The sequence below is a fragment of the Bradyrhizobium sp. 14AA genome (assembly GCF_054185205.1).
On sequence record NZ_JAVAYM010000035.1, the window covers coordinates 19,371 to 37,033 of the forward strand.

Here is a 17,663-nt window from a genome sequence, read left to right on the forward strand (position 1 = left end):
GCATTCTCGTTAAGCTCCCTCGAGCTGCTTGCCCGAACAGCTTTGATGTGGCGTTTGGCGACAATGAAAGGCGTCGCCTCTCGCGAGGTCTCCGACGTCGGCCGGTTGGCCGTTGTGGAAGCCTAAGAGTATGGTCCTGCAGCTTGATATGGAACGAGCCCAATGCGCTATTCTTTCCTCACTCTAATTGCCGAGACTTTGAAGGGGCATACTGGGTGGCAGCCGGCGTGGCGCGATGCTGCCCCTAAATCCGCATACGACGTCCTGATCATCGGCGGCGGCGGTCATGGTCTCGCTACAGCTTACTATCTTGCCAGCCGATACGGCATCAACAACGTGGCCGTGATCGAGAAAGGCTATATTGGTTCTGGTAACGTGGGGCGCAACACAACAATTGTCCGCTCGAATTATCTGCTGCCTGGAAATACGCCGTTCTACGAATTGTCGATGAAGCTCTGGGAGGGGCTTGAGCAGGAGCTGAACTACAACGCGATGGTCAGCCAGCGCGGGGTGCTGAACCTCTTTCATTCGGATGCTCAGGGTGATGCATACGCGCGGCGTGGCAACGCGATGCGGCTTGCTGGCGTTGATGCCGAGCTCATGAACGCCGAGCAGGTGCGCACAATGGTGCCCTTCCTCGACTACGAGACGGCACGCTTTCCCATTCGGGGTGGCTTGCTGCAGAGGCGTGGCGGTACTGCGCGGCACGATGCCGTTGCCTGGGGTTACGCGCGAGCCGCGGACAGCCGCGGGGTCGATATCGTGCAGAACTGTGAGGTGACCGGTATCACCCTGAAGGATGGCTGTATCACCGGCGTCGAGACGACGCGTGGGCAGATCAAGGCAAAGAAGATCGCGCTCGCTGTCGCAGGTAATTCTTCGCGTGTGGCCGCTATGGCTGGTTTGCGTCTACCGATTGAGAGCCATGTTCTGCAGGCGTTCGTGTCCGAAGGGCTTAAGCCGTTGATCGACTGCGTGGTGACCTTCGGGGCGGGCCATTTCTACGTCAGCCAGTCAGACAAGGGCGGTCTCGTCTTTGGCGGCAATATTGACGGCTATAATTCCTACGCCCAGCGCGGGAACCTCCCGGCGATCGACGATGTAATGGAAGCGGCAATGGGCCTGTGGCCTGCCTTAGGTCGAGTGCGGCTGCTGCGCCACTGGGGCGGCGTCGTTGACATGTCTATGGACGGCTCGCCGATTATCGACCATGCGCCGGTCCAGGGGCTCTACTTGAATGCGGGCTGGTGCTACGGCGGCTTCAAGGCAACACCGGCTTCTGGTCTCTGCTTTGCCCATTTGATTGCCAAAGACGAGCCTCATCCCGTCGCCGCTGCGTACCGGCTCGACCGCTTCGCTGCGGGGCGCTTGATCGACGAGAGGGGCGTAGGCGCCCATCCAAACCTGCACTGATGGATCCTTAATCAAATGCGCATTGCCTGCCCCCATTGCGGACTTCGTGACGTCCAGGAATTTACCTATCTGGGCGATGCGGGCCCGCAGCGTCCCGATGGCCTCGCTGCAACGGAAGCTGCAATGTTCGATTATGTTTATCTGCGCGACAATCCGCGCGGTCTTCACGAGGAGTTCTGGTATCATGGCGCCGGCTGTCATTCTTGGCTTGTGGTCCGCCGTAATACATTGACCCACGAGATCGACGCGGTGGTGTCGGTCAAGGACCGAAGGGCGGGGGCGCCAGCATGAGCAGGCAGCCCCTCCGTATCGCCAACGGCGGCCTGATAGACCGCAACCGGGCGCTTCGTTTTCGCTTCGATGGCAACAGCTATGACGGCTACGCCGGCGACACCCTGGCGTCGGCGCTGCTCGCCAATGGCGTGCGCGTCTTCGGTCGCTCGTTCAAGTATCACCGCCGACGTGGCCTCTTGTCGGCCGGCCCTGAGGAGCCCAACGCGCTCGTGGAGCTGCGCACCGGGGCGCACCGTGAGCCGAACACGCGAGCGACCACAATCGAGCTGTTTGAAGATCTCGATGCGACGAGCCAAAACCGCTGGCCATCGCTTGACTTTGATGTGCTGTCGATCAATGGCCTCGCTGCGCCTGCCTTGGTTGCCGGGTTCTACTACAAGACGTTTATGTGGCCCGCAGCGTTTTGGGAGAAGCTTTATGAGCCGCTGATCCGGCGTGCCGCTGGTTTAGGGCGCGCCGCCCAGCTCGAGGACCCCGACCATTACGAAAAGGCATTTGCGTTTTGCGACGTTCTGGTGATTGGTGCTGGCCCCGCGGGCCTGGCCGCCGCCCTCGCGGCAGGTCGCAGTGGCGCGCGTGTCATCATCTGCGATGAGGATTTTCGGCTCGGTGGGCAACTGCTCGCCGAAAGGCGGGAGATCGGCGGACGTCCCGCCGTCGATTGGCTCGCAGCTACGCTGGCTGAGCTCGCCAGCTTTTCCGACGTGCGCATCATGCCACGGACCAGTGTGTTCGGGGTTTATGATCATGGCGTCTATGGTGCGGTCGAGCGCGTCAATGACCATGTCGCCGTCCCGCCGGCGCATCAGGCGCGCCAGCGTGGCTGGCGAATTTATGCGAAACGGGCAATCCTTGCCTCCGGCGCGCTCGAACGCCCGATCGTCTTTCCGGGCAATGACCGGCCGGGCGTTATGCTGAGCGGCGCCGTGCGCGCATACGTGAACCGTTTCGGAGTTTTGCCTGGCCGCGAGGCGGTTGTCTTTACGGCGGGTGACAGCGGCTGGGCAACTGTGCGCGATCTCGCGGAAGCCGGGGCCCATTTGGCCGCGATCGTTGATTCTCGCAGCGAGGTCGATCCGGAGTTCAAAGCCCTCGCCTCGCGTATCGGTGCCCCGCTGTTCGCAGGCAGTGTTGTCGAGATGACCCATGGCCGCAGCAGCTTACGTGGCGTCACCGTCCGCGACGCCTCTGGCAAACGCGCGGCGCTGGCCTGCGATTTACTTGCGGTCTCGAACGGCTGGAACCCGACACTCCATCTCACATCGCACCTGAACGGCAAGCCGGTTTGGGAGGAGGCGATCCAAGCCTTCGTCCCGGGTGCACTACCACCGGGTCTCGCGGTCGCCGGCAGCGCCGCAGGCCGCTTCAAGCTCGCGGACGCGCTGCAAGACGGCACACGACTCGGCCGCGAGGCGGCGGCTGAGACCGGCTTCGCGTCGTTGCCGGCTGAGCCCATTCCCGCGACGGACGCGGAGACGAGCGGCCTGAAGCCGATCTGGCGCGTAAAGGGTCAAAAAGGCAAGGCCTTTGTCGATTTGCAGAACGACGTCACCGACAAGGATGTTGAGCTGGCGGCGCGGGAAGGCTTCCGCTCGGTTGAACATCTCAAACGCTACACAACACTTGGCATGGCGACCGATCAGGGTAAGACCTCAAATCTCTCTGGTCTTGCTATCATGGCCGAGCAGACGGGCAGGGCGATTCACCAGACGGGCACGACCACCTTCCGTCCACCTTACACACCGGTCGCCATCGGTGCGCTCGCCGGGCATCACCGCGGTAAGGATTTCCGGCCAGTACGTCTGGCGCCGACCCATGAATGGTCGCGCGAGCAGGGAGCTGTCTTTGTCGAGACTGGCCAGTGGCTGCGCGCGCAAACCTATCCCAAGCCCGGTGACCAGGACTGGCTCGCCACGGTCAACCGCGAGGTGCTCGCCACGCGCAGCGGCGTCGGTATCTGCGACGTGTCGACGCTCGGCAAGATCGATATTCAGGGCACCGACGCAGCCGAGTTCCTGGAGCGGGTGTACACTAATGTCTGGAAGACGCTGCCGATCGGCAAGGCTCGATACGGAGTGATGCTGCGCGAGGACGGATTCGTCATGGACGACGGCACCACCTCACGGCTCGGCGAAAATCACTTCCTCATGACCACAACGACAATCAATGCGGTCAAGGTGATGCAGCATCTCGAATTCTGCCATCAAGTCCTTTGGCCGGAGCTCGACGTGCAGATGGCCTCGGTCTCCGAACAATGGGCGCAGACGGCAGTCGCCGGTCCAAGATCGCGTGACGTTCTGCGCCGTGTGGTCGACGCCGAGCACGACATCTCCAATGACGCCTTCCCCTATCTCGCTGCGCGCGAAGTCACGGTTGAGGGCATCCCGGCTCGGCTGTTCCGGATTTCATTTTCGGGGGAGTTGGCCTATGAGCTAGCGGTCTCGGCCGATTATGGCGAGGCGATGATGCGGGCCCTAATGTCGGCAGGCGAGGCGTTCGGTATCACGCCTTATGGCCTGGATGCGCTTAACGTGATGCGCATCGAGAAGGGTCACGCCATCGGCAGCGAACTCAATGGCCAAACCACAGCTCGCGACCTTGGTCTCGGCAAGATGATGTCGTCCAAGAAGGACTTCGTCGGCCGCCTGATGGCAAAACGGCAAGCGCTCATACAAACTGATCGACCGACTCTCGTGGGTTTCCGGCCAGTCGATTTGAACAAACGCCTCTCGGCCGGTGCGCATTTCATCGGCATTGATCGGGCAGCTAACATGGAGAACGACGAGGGCTACATGACCTCCGTCGCCTATTCGCCTAACCTCAAGCACTGGATTGGTCTCGGCTTCCTGAAGAATGGACCGACCCGCATTGGCGAGCGCATCCGGGCCGTCGACTTGGTCCGCAATGGCGATGTCGAGGTCGAGATTTGCTCGCCGGTGTTTTTTGACCCTGAAGGTGCCCGTCTCCATGGCTGAGCAACTAACTTCGATTTGGCGTCCACGGAGCTGTTGGGCGGGTATTGCGCAGACGGGCTTCCTCGGCGCGAGCAGGGCACCCGGTGTCAATGTGCTAACCTTAGACGGCCTGGGTTTGGCGACCTTGATCGCGAGCGCTAGTTCACCCGGCCTAGAATGTGCCACCAAGCGGTTGCTCGGTCTCGATCTACCGCGGAGCCCCTCTGTTGTCCTGTCGGCGACGCACGGTTTGGTCTGCTCAGGGCCGGATCAATGGTTGCTCCTTGCGCGAAAGAGAGCGGGTTTTCCCGATCTCCTCAGTGCGCTTTCGGCTCATGCTGCTGTCATCGACCAGAGCCATGCCAGGGCCGCTCTTCGCCTGTCGGGAGAACGAGTACGAGAGGTTCTCTCGAAGGGCTCGATGGTCGATATACATCCCTCTGCATTTCCTGTCGGGGCCGCGGCGTCGACGAGCTTCGCGCATATTGGTGTGCAGTTCTGGCGTACCGAGGACGGACCGGATGGCGCCGTGTTCGAAATTCTGGTGGCCCGCAGCATGGCGGGGAGTTTTTGGTCCTGGTTCGCCGCGTCCGCAACGGAATTCGGCTGCCGTGTGACAACGGACCGAGGTTGATAGCGCAAAGCGTTTCATCCCGAGCCTCGACCTTTTCTCCATCGCAGTTCGCCTCTCTATCCACGGTAACACGTATGTCCGATCGTTTCATGGTTCTCGCCTTGTCCTGTCCTGATGGTGCAGGAATCGTAGCGTCTGTTTCAAACGCTCTGTTTGAGGCCGGATGCAATATCATCGACGCTCAGCAATTCGGCGATACCGAAACAGGTCGCTTCTTCATGCGTGTTGTCTTTGATCGACTTGAGCAGGCTAAGCCACAGGCCGAAATTGCTGCCTCGATCGAGGATCTCGCCAAGCGGCTCAACATGGCCTTCACTCTGAGGGCGGGTTCGGCAAAGAAGCGTGTGATGCTGTTGGTCTCGAAGTTCGACCATTGCCTGGCTGACTTGCTTTATCGTTGGCGAACGGGCGAGCTGCAAATGGAAGTGACGGCAATCGTTTCCAATCATGCGCTCGAGCATCTCTCCTCGAGCGAACTCGGCGAGTTGCCTTTCTACCATTTGCCGGTCACAAAGCAGAATAAGATGGAGCAAGAGGCGCGTATCTGGGAGCTCGTGCAGGAAACGGGGGCTGATCTGGTTGTTCTCGCCCGTTACATGCAGATTTTATCGGACGGTCTTTCAGCCAAGTTGTCTGGGCGCTGCATTAACATTCACCACTCCTTTCTACCTGGCTTCAAAGGCGCCAAGCCATATCATCAGGCCCATGAGCGAGGCGTCAAACTAATCGGTGCGACAGCGCATTATGTGACCTCCGATCTCGACGAGGGCCCCATCATTGAGCAGGATGTTGAACGGATCACGCATCGCGATACGCCCGAGGATCTGGTCCGCAAAGGCCGCGACATCGAAAGACGCGTGCTCGCCAGCGCCGTGCGCCATCACCTCGAAGATCGCGTGATGCTCAACGGCAGGAAAACTGTCGTCTTCACCGGGTGACTGAAGCTTGCCAAGCTCCATAAAGCGCTATTGTGATGATCGACGGTGGTTTTGAATTATTTATCGGATCGCCAATACGACAAGCTCGGCGCGGCCAACCTGAGAATTCCACCGCTCCATTCGTTCGCGATTGACGAGTGGCTTCTGCCCGTCATTGACGGCCCGTAAGCGAGCAGTGCAAGCCGGGATTTCTTACGAAAATCGTCATGGTGGTGGCGTTGTTACGGCATCGTCGCGACTTCGGCGGCGGGTCTGCCGTCCTAAAGAGCTCCTATCGCGTCCTGCCTCCTTCAAACTCGGGCCCAGCGTTGGTGGAAAGCTGCAGAATCGCTTGGTAAATGCTGCATTTCTTCGTGCCTGGAGGAAATCGCGCGCGGAACTTGTCTCCAACCATTTTAAGGTATGCCGCTTTTCGAAGCGAACATGAAAGCGGATGGGTCCACGCGTGGCAAGCGCAGAGGTCATCTTGTCGAATCGAGGCCAGCAACATGTGCTGCCCGAAACGAAGAAGATGCCAATAGCCTGCCAGCACTGGCTCTCACTGAAATTACAACAGGAGTTCTTGATGTCCCAGAAGGTCATCATCACGTGCGCGATAACCGGTGGCAATACTGCAGTTCTTGCGAAGCACCCGAACATTCCTAAAACGCCATCGCAAATTGCGGATGCGGCGCTGGAAGCTGCGAAGGCGGGGGCCGCGGTCGTCCATATTCACGTTCGCGATCCAGACACCGGTCATGCGTCGAACCAACTAGAACTCTATGAACGGGTCGTGAAGAAGATTCGGGATGCCGCGATTGACGTCGTCATTAACTTGACGTGCGGAATGGATGGCGAGCTGGTGCTCGATTCTATCGACCCCATAAAAATCGGTAAGGCCAGCACACTCAAAAATCCTATGGAGCGCTGTCTCCACGCCATCAAGCTGCAGCCGGAGCTGGCCACTTTGGATTGCGGCACGATGAATTTCGGGGAGCGAATCTTTGTTGGACGTATGTCCGATTTGCGAGAGATGGCGACCCTTATGCGACAAGCCGGGGTCAAGCCTGAGCTGGAATGCTTCGATGTAGGTCACGTGCAAACTGCCAATAAACTCGTATCGGAAGGCTTGATTGATAGTCCTGCTGTCTTCCAATTCTGTCTCAGTACTCCGTATGGCGCTCCGGGGACCCCGCTCGTTCTCCAGGCGATGCGCGAGCTGTTGCCTTCGGGGGCCGTTTGGGCTGGATTCGGCTTGGGCGCTGCTGAAATGCGCATGGTAGGGCAGATAGTGTCCATGGAGGGGCATGTTCGAGTGGGGCTGGAAGATAACATTTATCTTCGACGCGGTGTACTCGCGTCCAACGCCGAGCTCGTCGAGAATGCAGTCGGAATCATCGAACGCATGGGTGCCAGTGTTGCGACACCGGCCGAGGCGCGAGCAATTCTCGGAGTTGTGAAGCGCGGATAGCTACGCTTGGATTGCGCCGCGTAGTTGCGCTATGGGGTAGTGCTCCGCATTCCGGCATCACGATAGCTCGAAGCTGAATGGGTCGTTAGAGAGACAAAATGAACATCGCTTTCACAGAAGAGGAGCAGGCATTTCGTCATGAGATCCGTTGTTTCCTGCTTGATAACGTGCCGGAGGAGCTGCGGCGCAAGCTGGTTGAAGGCAGGCAACTGACAAAAGATGAAAGAGCGGTCGGCGCGTGCATCCTCCATAGGAAGGGTGTCCCGAGCTGGCCAAAGGAATATGGAGGAGCAGGGTGGTCCCCTCTGAAGCAATACATCTTCGAAGAAGAGGTGCGAGCGTGCTCTGCGCGAATTAGGTTCGGTTATGGCGTGTCCCTGGTGGGCCCTGTCATCTATACCTTTGGCAATGAAGCGCAGAAAAATTATTTTCTGCCGCGCATTGTCAACGCTGAGGACTGGTGGTGCCAAGGTTTCTCGGAGCCTGGCGCGGGTTCCGACCTCGCTTCTCTCAAAACCCGCGCCTTGCGCAGCGGCGACCACTACGTCGTTAACGGTCAGAAAACCTGGACAACGGGCGCCCAATACGCCGATTGGATTTTTTGCTTGGTTAGAACAGATCCCGACGCCAAGAAGCAGGCGGGTATCTCGTTCCTCCTTATCGACATGAAGACGCCTGGTGTCAGTGTACGGCCGATCCAGTTGATTGATGGTGGTTACGAAGTCAACGAGGTCTTTTTCTCTGACGTGCGCGTGCCTGCCGTGAATCTCGTCGGCGAAGAGAACAAGGGTTGGGGCTATGCCAAGTTTCTGCTCGGCAACGAACGCTTCGCCGACGCCGGCGTGGGCACATCGAAGGACTTCATCCAGCGCGCCAAAGATGTTGCCGCACAGTGTTGCATTGGTGGCGAGCGGCTGATTGATCAGCCGGCCTTCCGTGAGAAGCTCGCCGCAGTTGAAGTCCAGCTGAAGGCGTTCGAGATTACGCAGTTGCGAGTGGTCACAAAGGCGTCGAAGCAGCAGGAGGGTTCGCAAGACCCTGCGAGTTCCATCCTTAAGCTGAGGGGCTCGGAGGTCGAGCAGGCGGCAGCGGCCCTTCTGATGGACGTAGTCGGGCCGTACGCGCTTCCCGAATTTTTAGAAGAGCAACGAGAGAGTGGGAATGAGTTGCCGATCGGCCCCTCCTGGGCCGGGACGATCGCGCCCACTTACTTTTTCAGCCGCGCGGCGTCGATCTATTCGGGCTCAAGCGAGATTCAGAAGAATATCATCGCAAAGGCGGTCCTCGGTCTTTAGCTCGAGGCCAGGGCAACCTCGCCAGAATTCCGGAGACTTTTTCACAGTGAACTTTGATTTATCGGAAGAGCAGCGGCTCCTCAAGGAGAACCTCGAACGGTTGCTGCTGGATAAGTATGGCTTCGCGAACCGGCGCGTGTATCAGGCGGAAGGTCGGGGCTACAGCGGGGCGATGTGGTCGCACTATCTCGAGCTCGGCCTACTTGCGCTGCCTTTCCCCGAGGAATATGGCGGCTTCAGCGGCGGTGCCGTCGAAACCATGATCGTTATGGAGGCGTTCGGCAACGCGCTGGTTCTGGAACCCTATTTCGCAACCGTGATCCTTGCCGGCGGCATCCTTCGTCACGGGGCCAGCGAGGCACAGAAGGCAGAGTTCATCCCCGCCATCGCGGAAGGCCGGACGAAATTTGCCTTCGCGTATGCCGAGCCGCAGTCGCGGTATGATCTTTCTTGGGTCGAGACGCAAGCAAAGAGGAACGGAGGCGGATGGATCCTGAAGGGCACGAAAAGCCTCGTTCTCCACGGCGACACGGCCGACAGGTTCATCATATCGGCGCGAACGGCCGGAGCGACATGGGAGAAAGATGGAATCGGGCTCTTCATCGTCGACGGCAATACGCCGGGCCTGTCGCGCCGCGGTTATCCAACACAGGACGGTCTGCGTGCGGCCGAGATCAAGCTCGACAATGTGCGCGTTGAGTCAGTCAATGTAATCGGGGATCCGGCAGGGGCGTTTCCAGTCATCTCGCGTGTGGCCGACGAAGCGGTCGCAGCGCTTTGTGCGGAAGCGGTCGGCTCACTTGCTGGAATGCAGGCCATCACGCTCGAGTATCTCAAGACCCGAGAGCAGTTCGGTAGGAAGATTGGTAGCTTCCAGGTGCTGCAGCACAGGGCGGTCGACATGTTGGTCGAATTGGAGCAGTCGCGCTCGATGGCCATGTACGCGGCGCTTATGGTCAGCGAAAGTGACGCGAGCGAGCGCATGCGAGCGATTTCAGCGGCAAAGGTTCAGATTGGCTGGTCGGCCAAGTTGATAGGCCATCAGTCGATCCAGCTCCATGGCGGCATCGGAATGACAATGGAGTACAGCATCGGTCACTACTTCAAGCATGTCGCGATGCTTGAGACGCTCCTCGGCGATACAGATTACCACTTGGGACGACTAGCCGCGTTCGGAGGAATCAATGGCGAGAAGGCGAAGTAGATAGGAAGTTCAAGAAACTTGAGCGTGAGCTGATAGTGGAATGACCTGAGGTCGGCCACCAACGTTGCGTTCGCGCCCAACGTCAAGACGCCGATTGTGCTGGTGAGTACTGCTGTGACCTGAGATCGCTGTGTTCGGCGTCAACGCAGCAGCCTCTATCATCACGCTGCCGAATAAGAACGGATTTTTCGCTGGGACCCCGTCCCAGCAACGACGAGGATGCTGGCCCCACAAGGCCTGCCGTCGGGGCCTCTGAGGAGAAGCCGCCAACTGTGCGGCGTACTACATGGAGCGAGAAGCATGACAGAGAGTTTGGAAAGCAAATCAGGGGCAGGTGAGTTGTTGGCGGAAGTCCGCGATCGCGTCGCCATTGTCACGCTCAATCGGCCTGAGGCGCGGAACGCGTTGTCGGATCGTATGATCGCGAAATTGTGCGAGTTGATCAAGCGCTTCGGTGAAGATTCGGAAGTCGGTTCGATTCTCATCACCGGCGCGGGAAGCGCTTTCTGTGCCGGCTATGACGTAAACGGGATGGGCGAGACAAAAGCCGACCTGACTTTCGAACAACGGGTTGCCAATTTTCGGATCGAACAGCGAAAGCTAAACGGTACGCTGATCGCCATCAGAAAACCGACTATCGCGGCAATTCCTGGTGCAGCAGCGGGCATGGGTCTTGCGCTCGCCCTCGCCTGTGACATGCGAATAGCTGCACGGTCAGCCATGCTGACCACCGCATTTGCGCGCGTTGGTTTGGCTGGCGATAGCGGAATCTCTTGGCTGTTGACCCGACTGGCGGGATTCTCCCGCGCGCGCGAATTGATGTTACTGTCCGAACGGATCGATGCGCAGCGGGCGGAAGCGCTGGGTCTCGTCAACCGCGTGGTGCCGGATGCGGATTTGCTGGTGACGGCATTCGCCTTGGCGGCCTCGCTTGCAACAGGACCACAGATCGCGTTCGGTTTGATCAAGGACAGTCTGGATCATGCTGTGACCTCCACATTCTTGGAGTCGCTGGATTATGAGGCCGAGGCCGTGCTCAGGACAGGACAGACGCTCGATCACAAGGAAGCTGTTCGCGCGTTCGCGGAGAAGAGAAGGCCCATTTTCAAAGGACATTGAAGCTTAGTGTCGTCGAGGTAAGTATGAGTTCTGGGCCGTTCATCGCCGGTGCCGTTGCGGATACAGCGAGCCGGAGCTTTCATCTTCCAACGCCCCAAACGGATCGTTGGCGCTTCGCTCAAGGCGACGAGGCCGGTCCGGCTTGTGGTGCAGTTTCACGTGCGCGATCCGAAACCCGCCACCGCCGACAGATAACGTACTCTATCGGTGAGTGGTGCGGCGCATTAGAAATACGGATGTGAGTCCCTAGTTGGAGCTATCATCTTAGGCTTCGCGCGATAGCGCTCCTCTGCCGCAGAATTGGCGAGCACTCTTGAGTGACTGGAGCATTTAAAAGAGCTGCAGATCCGAGATCTTGCACACTGGATTGCGGACGATGGACTTGGGCGCCTGTAGTGACCGGTTCTTCCAAGTTCTCGATCCTTGTGCCCGATGCGCCGTCCAGACAGGGACAACACTCATGTAGAACTCTGTCGGAGTCGATCGTGCCTCGATAAGGATTTTGTCCAAAACAGACCATAGGTCGCGCAATGTTGGCCCTGACAGCTTTACATAGTATTCAGAAATGTCGGCCAACCTGCGCGCGTGCCGGCCATACGACCTATCTGCGGCCGAATTCGCGGAAAGGACAAAAGGCTTCACTTTAAGCATTAGCAGAAGTCGTCACATGATTCTGGAATAAGTCGCCGCATCATCGACCCAAAGCTCAGGGTCGGCTCTCCCCTGGTTGCACATGAAAGTCGCGTTTCGCCGAATTAACGCAGCATTGCGGCTCAGCGAGGCGCTACATCAACAAAATTCAGCTGTCGCAGACGTGTAGTGTTTCCTGAGAGACCGACGTCTGCCATCAAAGGTCGCCAACGAGCGCAGGAAAGGGAGGAAATGCGCCATCGGAGCAGCCTCAGAAGCGCATGCAGCGCTGTCCCTCGCGGTTTCGACCGTGGGCTCAGCAGACCGCTAGTTCCTGGGAAAGAGCATTGCGATTCGGTACCCGCCGGCGCCGGAACGGCAGAAGCGGAGAATGGGTCGATGTCAGGCAGCAATGGTGCCTTCTTCAAGCTTTTGGGATCCAAGAGACTTGCGGCCGTGAAACGCTACTCGTCGAATATCTCAACTTCGACATCGCCAGCGGTGAGTTCTTGAACGCGCTGGAACCCCTGGGCTCCGGCAGCGACGCCCCTCACGATGCTCACCATTTTCGATGCTCCGACACAAGGCGACTAGGCGATTTCTCCGCATAGACCTGAGAGGAGAATCTTGCCTTGCGGCTCAAGTTTCGCAATGGCGGGGAAGAGATCGCGCGGGTGCTCGAACGTTCGGTGGTAACCATATTTGACAGGGGATTGTTCGCATCGGTGCGACGGCTGCAAGCTTTAACGCCGCCTCGATCCTGGCGGCACAGCACGGAGAGAGTGGACCATGAAAAAATCATTGATAGTTGGGAGCGTCTTGGCTGTGGCCGCTGCGGCGGCGGGGGGGGCGGTGCAACGCGCGCTTGCGGGCGATCACTTGACGATCGTCTCCTGGGGCGGAGCCTTGCAGGAGAGCCAACGCAAGGCGTTTTTCGAACCCTTCTCAAAGGCGACCGGGATCGAGATCACCGACGACGAGTGGGCCGGCGAGGGTGCCAAAATTCGCGCTATGGTCGAGTCCAGGAGCGTGAGCTGGGACTTGGTCGACAACAGTGCGATTCAGACAACCAAACTATGTGCCGAGGGCATCATTGAGACCATCGATTGGAACAAGCTGGGCTTCGATCGTGCCAAATTCGCGGGAGCCGACAAGCAGGATTGCGGAGTTCCAACCGTGGCCGCTCCCAACGTCATCGCCTACGACCAAGACAAACTGCCGAACGGACCCAAGACCATCTCCGATTTCTTTGATCTGGAGAAATTCCCCGGCAAGCGCGGGTTAACGAAGGGTCCTCAAGGCATTCTCGAATGGGCGCTGATCGCTGACGGCGTGGCAGTAAAGGACGTTTACAACGTTCTCAGCACGCCCGAGGGTGTCGACCGAGCCTTCAAGAAGCTCGACACGATTAAGAAGGACGTGGTCTGGTGGACGTCCGGCGCCCAGCATGTGCAACTTCTGGCCGACGGTCAGGTCGTCATGACTCATGCCTGGAGCGGCCGCATCTACGATGCGGTCAAGAACTCCGGCAGGCATTTCCAGATTATGTGGGACGCTCAGCAACCGGAGTGGAATTACTGGACCATTCCCAAGGGTACTCCACGGCGGGATGCGGCGTACAAGTTCATCGCTTTCGCCGCTTCGCCCCAGGTGCAAGCCGCCCAAACTCGCTACATACCGTACGCTCCTAGCAACAAAGACGCCATGACGTTTGTTGATCCGGCGATCCTGCCTCAGCTGCCCACCACTCCCGACCATATGGCCAATGCGCTGATCAGAGACTACGCTTTTTGGGCTGAGAACCTTGACGCGCTGAGTCAGCGTTTTACCGCCTGGCTCGCAAAATAAATCCGAGCAAACGAATTACCGGCCGCGTAGAGGCGCTGCCTGGATCTCCAGGCCATGGGCGCGCTGATGAGCATCACCGGTCATATGGACGGCACCTTGGGGGTTGCCCGATGAGGGGCGGCCCCCCCGTCGTCGACTACGTGATCGGCGCGAAATTTCCAGCCCAATTCCGCCGTGCTCTTAGGCGCGTTCACCCAATTGCAAGCAGTTAGAAGCTTTAGCGACTTCAGTGTTTGCCGGCACCCCGAGCTTATGCGGATGTCCCGCTGCTGCCGCCATAGTTCATAGTTCAGTGCTCCGCACCCGCGCCTTTGCGATTCTCTGCGATCAATGCGCGCCGCTCGCTTACCATGCAAAGGCCTCATCGTTCTTCCACCGAGCAGACAGCTGCAAACTTGACCATTGACAAACCTCCTAGGCAGCATCTGTCTGACCACAACGCTAAGCTGGAGACGCAAAACCTCATGCCTATCCAACTGGGCGCAGAATTGCTGCTCGCGAACTCCGTATATTGGTTAAATCCGCAACTTGCGGCGCTGTAATTGTTTCGGGCGGCCTGACGACAGGTCGAGCTTTAGCGACGTAAAGGGTCGGAATGGCTTTCGCAGTGTACACTTCCTGCCAGTTCTCAACGGCTGGGGGAGCGGTTAGGCTTAGCTCGAGCATCCTAGTCTCCGCTGGAAAGCACGCGGAGTCGGTTACGAGGAGTACGCTGGCTGTGGTTCATATCAATGATGCAGCGCATTTACGAATTGAATGTGAATCCAGCCTGGCTGCGGAAGTGAGCGGTCAGTTCGTGCTCGGTGGCCCGGACTCTATCCAGGTTCTAAATTCACGGCGGCATTTACCTCATGCACGATCTGCCGTTGGAGTGCAGTTGGCTGGACGCTCGCATCGAGCACGCGTGGGGTGCCGCGCCGAAATTTCAGTGCCGCATCTTTTGGTTGCCGCGACTGCCCACGCGCGGAGTCGGATTAATGCTTAGACTGGAACGTCTTCTGCGGCCGAATTCGATCGCGGTGATTGGCAAGACGGCGGCCTATATCATCGAAGAATCAATCAAACTGGGGTTTTCCGGCGAGATCTGGCCAGTTCACCCGACTAAAGACGAGGTTGCCGGCCACAAGGCGTACCGTTCGGTGGCCGACCTGCCCGGTGCGCCTGATGCCGCCTTTCTTGGTGTCAATCGGCAGCTCACAATAGAAATGATCCAGGCGTTGGCTGCGCGCGGGGCTGGCGGCGCCATCTGCTATGCGTCTGGTTTCCGCGAAACGTCTGGCTACGATTCGGACGGCGAGAAATTGCAGGCCCAACTCGTCACGGCCGCGGGCAAAATGCCGTTCCTCGGGCCGAACTCCCTCGGCGTGATCAATTATGCCGACGGTGCGATCTTGTGGGCCGGTCGACACGGCGGTTTCCATTTGCCCCAAGGTGGTCGTGGGATCGGCATCGTGACGCAATCGGGCAACCTGGGTATCGACCTAACCATGCAGAGGCGTGGCCTCCCGATCGCTTTCCTTGTCTCTGTCGGCAATCAAGCGCAGGTCGGCCTTTCCGAAGCGGCGCTCAGCTTGATCGAGGATGATCGCCTCACAGCGCTGGGGCTTTATATCGAGGCATTCGATTCGGTCGCCGGTTTCGAAAAGCTGGCGGCGAGAGCCCGCGAGTTGAAGAAGCCAATAGTCGCGTTGAAGGCTGGTCGTTCCGATCTGGCGCGACAGGCGACGGTGTCGCATACCGCTTCGCTTACGGGCTCGGACGCTGCATCCGGCGCTTTTCTGAAGCGACTCGGCATCGGGCGGGTCGATTCCATTCCCGCTTTCGTCGAGACGCTGAAGCTTTTGCACGTCGGTGGACCCGTGTCCGGCTACCGTCTCTCATCGATGAGTTGGTCCGGCGGCGACGCCATGATCATCGCCGACAGTGCGGAAGGGCGCTTGGTGCACTTCCCCCCGCTGACGAACGAGCATCGTGCTCGCGTCGAATCGGCGCTCGGGCCATTGGTGGCGGTAGCTAACCCTCTTGATTACAACAACTACAACTCGGGCGACGAGCAGGTGATGACCGAGGCCTTCACCGCGATGCTCTCGGGTGGCTTTGACCTAAATATGCTCTTGCTGGACATCCCGCGTGCTGACCGCTGCTCGATTGGGCAGCAATATGGCCGGGCGAACATAAGCGCCTTCGAGGCGGCGCTGAAGGCCGCCAGGGCTAGGGGCGCGATGGTGGCTACCCTGCCGGAGAATATTCCGGAGGACTATGCAATAGGCCTGATGGCGCGAGGCGTTACGCCCCTATGCGGTATTTCGGAAGCTCTAGAGGCAGCTCAAGTCGCGGCGTCCATCGGCTTGGCTTGGCGCGAGCCGCTGGCGCCTCCGCTAGGCATCGAAGGTGCGGGCCGATCAAGCGGCGAATGTGCGACGCTCGATGAAGCTCAAGCTAAAGCAAGGCTGTCCGATGCCGGGCTTCCGGTGCCGAAAGGCGGGCGCGCGTCCAATGGGGTAGAGGCAATCGCCTTGGCCAAGGCGCTCGGCTTCCCCGTGGCGCTGAAGGCGCTAGGAGTGGCCCACAAGTCAGAAGTCGGGGCGGTGCGGCTCAACCTAAAAGATGCCGACGCTGTGAGCTCTGCCGCCCGGGACCTCTCGCCGCTCGCAAGAGGGCTCTATGTCGAACGTATGGTCGGCGACGGCGTCGCTGAATTGATCGTCGGCTTCACTCGGGATCCGGTGTTTGGTCCGGTGATGACGCTAGGCACAGGCGGCGTTATGGTCGAGCTGTTGCGCGACACGGTCACGGTCCTCCTTCCGGCGACACGCGACAATATCGAAGTGGCGTTGCGCAGCTTGAGGCTCTACCCACTGCTCGATGGGTATCGCGGAAAGCCCAAGGCAGACATAAACGCGGCCATCAATGCCATTGCAGCTATCGCCGACTTCGTTCGGAAGAACGCCAGCGAAATCGAGGAACTCGACATAAATCCGCTTATCGTTTGCGCAGAAGGCAAGGGAGCCTTCATTGCTGACGCGCTGCTAGTCCTTGGGGGACAGAATGACTGATGTGATCACCACCCGCCGCGACGGTACGATACTTGAAGTCGCGCTCGATCGCCCGAAGGCCAATGCCATCGATGCGGCTACGTCCCGGCTGATGGGTGAAACATTCAAGGCGTTTCGGGACGATCCAAATCTGCGCGTCGCCATTGTCAAGACTGCTGGTGACAAGTTCTTTAGCGCTGGCTGGGACCTGAAGGCTGCCGCTAGCGAGGCGGCAGGTTCGGACTATGGCGTCGGCGGCTTCGGTGGCTTGCAGGAACTGCGGGACCTCAACAAGCCGGTGATTGCCTGCGTCAATGGTATGGCGGTGGGCGGAGGCTTCGAGCTCGTTCTCTCCTGCGACTTGATTTACGCTTCTGAACACTCCTCCTTCGCATTTCCTGAAATCCGCGTCGGCACAGCGCCAGATGCCGGAACGATCAAGCTGCCGAAACGCATTCCTTATCACATCGCCATGGAGCTCCTGCTCACCGGCCGCTGGATGGATGCGGCCGAGGCACATCGCTGGGGCTTGGTCAACGAGGTACTGCAGAAGGAAAAACTGGAGCAACGCGTCTGGGAAGTCGCGCGGGTGCTGGCCAGCGGCCCACCATTGGCCTTCGCCGCCATCAAGGAGACCGTACGCGTGGCCGAGGCGCTCAGTTTCCAGGATACGATGAACCGGGTGAGACGTCGTCAGCTGGCAACTCTCGACACGCTTTACGGCTCAGAGGACAACCTCGAAGGTCCCCGAGCCTTTGCCGACAAGCGCGATCCGGTTTGGAAGGGCAAATAGTGGCAATGGAGCCGCGCCTCTCCGGTCGTTTCGAGTGGCGCGCAAATACTGAGCGC

At 59.1% G+C, this 17,663-nt stretch carries 12 protein-coding genes; all 12 read left to right on the forward strand.

The window, feature by feature from the left end:
* Nucleotides 1-162 precede the first annotated feature (162 nt).
* Nucleotides 163-1,413, forward strand: a complete 1,251-nt coding sequence (locus RAD15_RS39155) for a sarcosine oxidase subunit beta family protein (protein ID WP_458184044.1) — start codon at nt 163-165, stop codon at nt 1,411-1,413.
* Between the two features lie 15 nt (nt 1,414-1,428).
* Complete coding sequence (locus RAD15_RS39160; protein ID WP_458184045.1) at nt 1,429-1,704, forward strand: sarcosine oxidase subunit delta; 276 nt, start codon at nt 1,429-1,431, stop codon at nt 1,702-1,704.
* On the forward strand, nt 1,701-4,682 hold the full coding sequence (locus RAD15_RS39165) for a sarcosine oxidase subunit alpha family protein (protein WP_458184046.1): 2,982 nt from the start codon (nt 1,701-1,703) through the stop codon (nt 4,680-4,682). Before RAD15_RS39160 ends, RAD15_RS39165 begins: the two co-directional genes overlap by 4 nt.
* A complete protein-coding gene (locus RAD15_RS39170; protein ID WP_458184047.1) occupies nt 4,675-5,295 on the forward strand; it encodes a sarcosine oxidase subunit gamma in 621 nt (206 codons plus the stop codon). The genes RAD15_RS39165 and RAD15_RS39170 overlap by 8 nt, the downstream gene beginning before the upstream one ends.
* Nucleotides 5,296-5,369: 74 nt before the next feature.
* Nucleotides 5,370-6,233: a formyltetrahydrofolate deformylase gene (gene purU, locus RAD15_RS39175; protein ID WP_458184048.1), complete on the forward strand. Its 864-nt coding sequence runs from the start codon at nt 5,370-5,372 to the stop codon at nt 6,231-6,233.
* Nucleotides 6,234-6,798: 565 nt separating this feature from the next.
* Nucleotides 6,799-7,683: a 3-keto-5-aminohexanoate cleavage protein gene (locus RAD15_RS39180; RefSeq protein WP_458184049.1), complete on the forward strand. Its 885-nt coding sequence runs from the start codon at nt 6,799-6,801 to the stop codon at nt 7,681-7,683.
* Nucleotides 7,684-7,781: 98 nt separating this feature from the next.
* On the forward strand, nt 7,782-8,978 hold the full coding sequence (locus RAD15_RS39185; protein ID WP_458184050.1) for an acyl-CoA dehydrogenase family protein: 1,197 nt from the start codon (nt 7,782-7,784) through the stop codon (nt 8,976-8,978).
* Between the two features lie 46 nt (nt 8,979-9,024).
* Complete coding sequence (locus RAD15_RS39190; RefSeq protein ID WP_458184051.1) at nt 9,025-10,182, forward strand: acyl-CoA dehydrogenase family protein; 1,158 nt, start codon at nt 9,025-9,027, stop codon at nt 10,180-10,182.
* Between the two features lie 300 nt (nt 10,183-10,482).
* Nucleotides 10,483-11,301 carry an enoyl-CoA hydratase-related protein gene (locus tag RAD15_RS39195; RefSeq protein ID WP_458184052.1) on the forward strand — a complete coding sequence of 273 codons (819 nt, stop codon included), beginning with the start codon at nt 10,483-10,485 and terminating at the stop codon, nt 11,299-11,301.
* Nucleotides 11,302-12,720: 1,419 nt separating this feature from the next.
* Nucleotides 12,721-13,779 carry a polyamine ABC transporter substrate-binding protein gene (locus RAD15_RS39200; RefSeq protein WP_458184053.1) on the forward strand — a complete coding sequence of 353 codons (1,059 nt, stop codon included), beginning with the start codon at nt 12,721-12,723 and terminating at the stop codon, nt 13,777-13,779.
* Between the two features lie 977 nt (nt 13,780-14,756).
* Nucleotides 14,757-16,835: an acetate--CoA ligase family protein gene (locus RAD15_RS39205; RefSeq protein WP_458184054.1), complete on the forward strand. Its 2,079-nt coding sequence runs from the start codon at nt 14,757-14,759 to the stop codon at nt 16,833-16,835.
* Nucleotides 16,828-17,607 carry a carnitinyl-CoA dehydratase gene (locus RAD15_RS39210; protein ID WP_458184055.1) on the forward strand — a complete coding sequence of 260 codons (780 nt, stop codon included), beginning with the start codon at nt 16,828-16,830 and terminating at the stop codon, nt 17,605-17,607. The genes RAD15_RS39205 and RAD15_RS39210 overlap by 8 nt, the downstream gene beginning before the upstream one ends.
* The last annotated feature ends 56 nt before the right edge of the window (nt 17,608-17,663 follow it).

Bases quoted from the DNA above. Each gene is read 5' to 3' on its own strand.
- RAD15_RS39185 (WP_458184050.1), top strand. From the start codon at position 7,782: ATGAACATCGCTTTCACAGAAGAGGAGCAGGCATTTCGTCATGAGATC.
- RAD15_RS39160 (WP_458184045.1), top strand. From the start codon at position 1,429: ATGCGCATTGCCTGCCCCCATTGCGGACTTCGTGACGTCCAGGAATTT.
- RAD15_RS39180 (WP_458184049.1), top strand. From the start codon at position 6,799: ATGTCCCAGAAGGTCATCATCACGTGCGCGATAACCGGTGGCAATACT.
- RAD15_RS39195 (WP_458184052.1), top strand. From the start codon at position 10,483: ATGACAGAGAGTTTGGAAAGCAAATCAGGGGCAGGTGAGTTGTTGGCG.
- RAD15_RS39200 (WP_458184053.1), top strand. From the start codon at position 12,721: ATGAAAAAATCATTGATAGTTGGGAGCGTCTTGGCTGTGGCCGCTGCG.
- RAD15_RS39165 (WP_458184046.1), top strand. From the start codon at position 1,701: ATGAGCAGGCAGCCCCTCCGTATCGCCAACGGCGGCCTGATAGACCGC.
- purU (WP_458184048.1), top strand. From the start codon at position 5,370: ATGTCCGATCGTTTCATGGTTCTCGCCTTGTCCTGTCCTGATGGTGCA.
- RAD15_RS39205 (WP_458184054.1), top strand. From the start codon at position 14,757: ATGCTTAGACTGGAACGTCTTCTGCGGCCGAATTCGATCGCGGTGATT.
- RAD15_RS39155 (WP_458184044.1), top strand. From the start codon at position 163: ATGCGCTATTCTTTCCTCACTCTAATTGCCGAGACTTTGAAGGGGCAT.
- RAD15_RS39210 (WP_458184055.1), top strand. From the start codon at position 16,828: ATGACTGATGTGATCACCACCCGCCGCGACGGTACGATACTTGAAGTC.
- RAD15_RS39170 (WP_458184047.1), top strand. From the start codon at position 4,675: ATGGCTGAGCAACTAACTTCGATTTGGCGTCCACGGAGCTGTTGGGCG.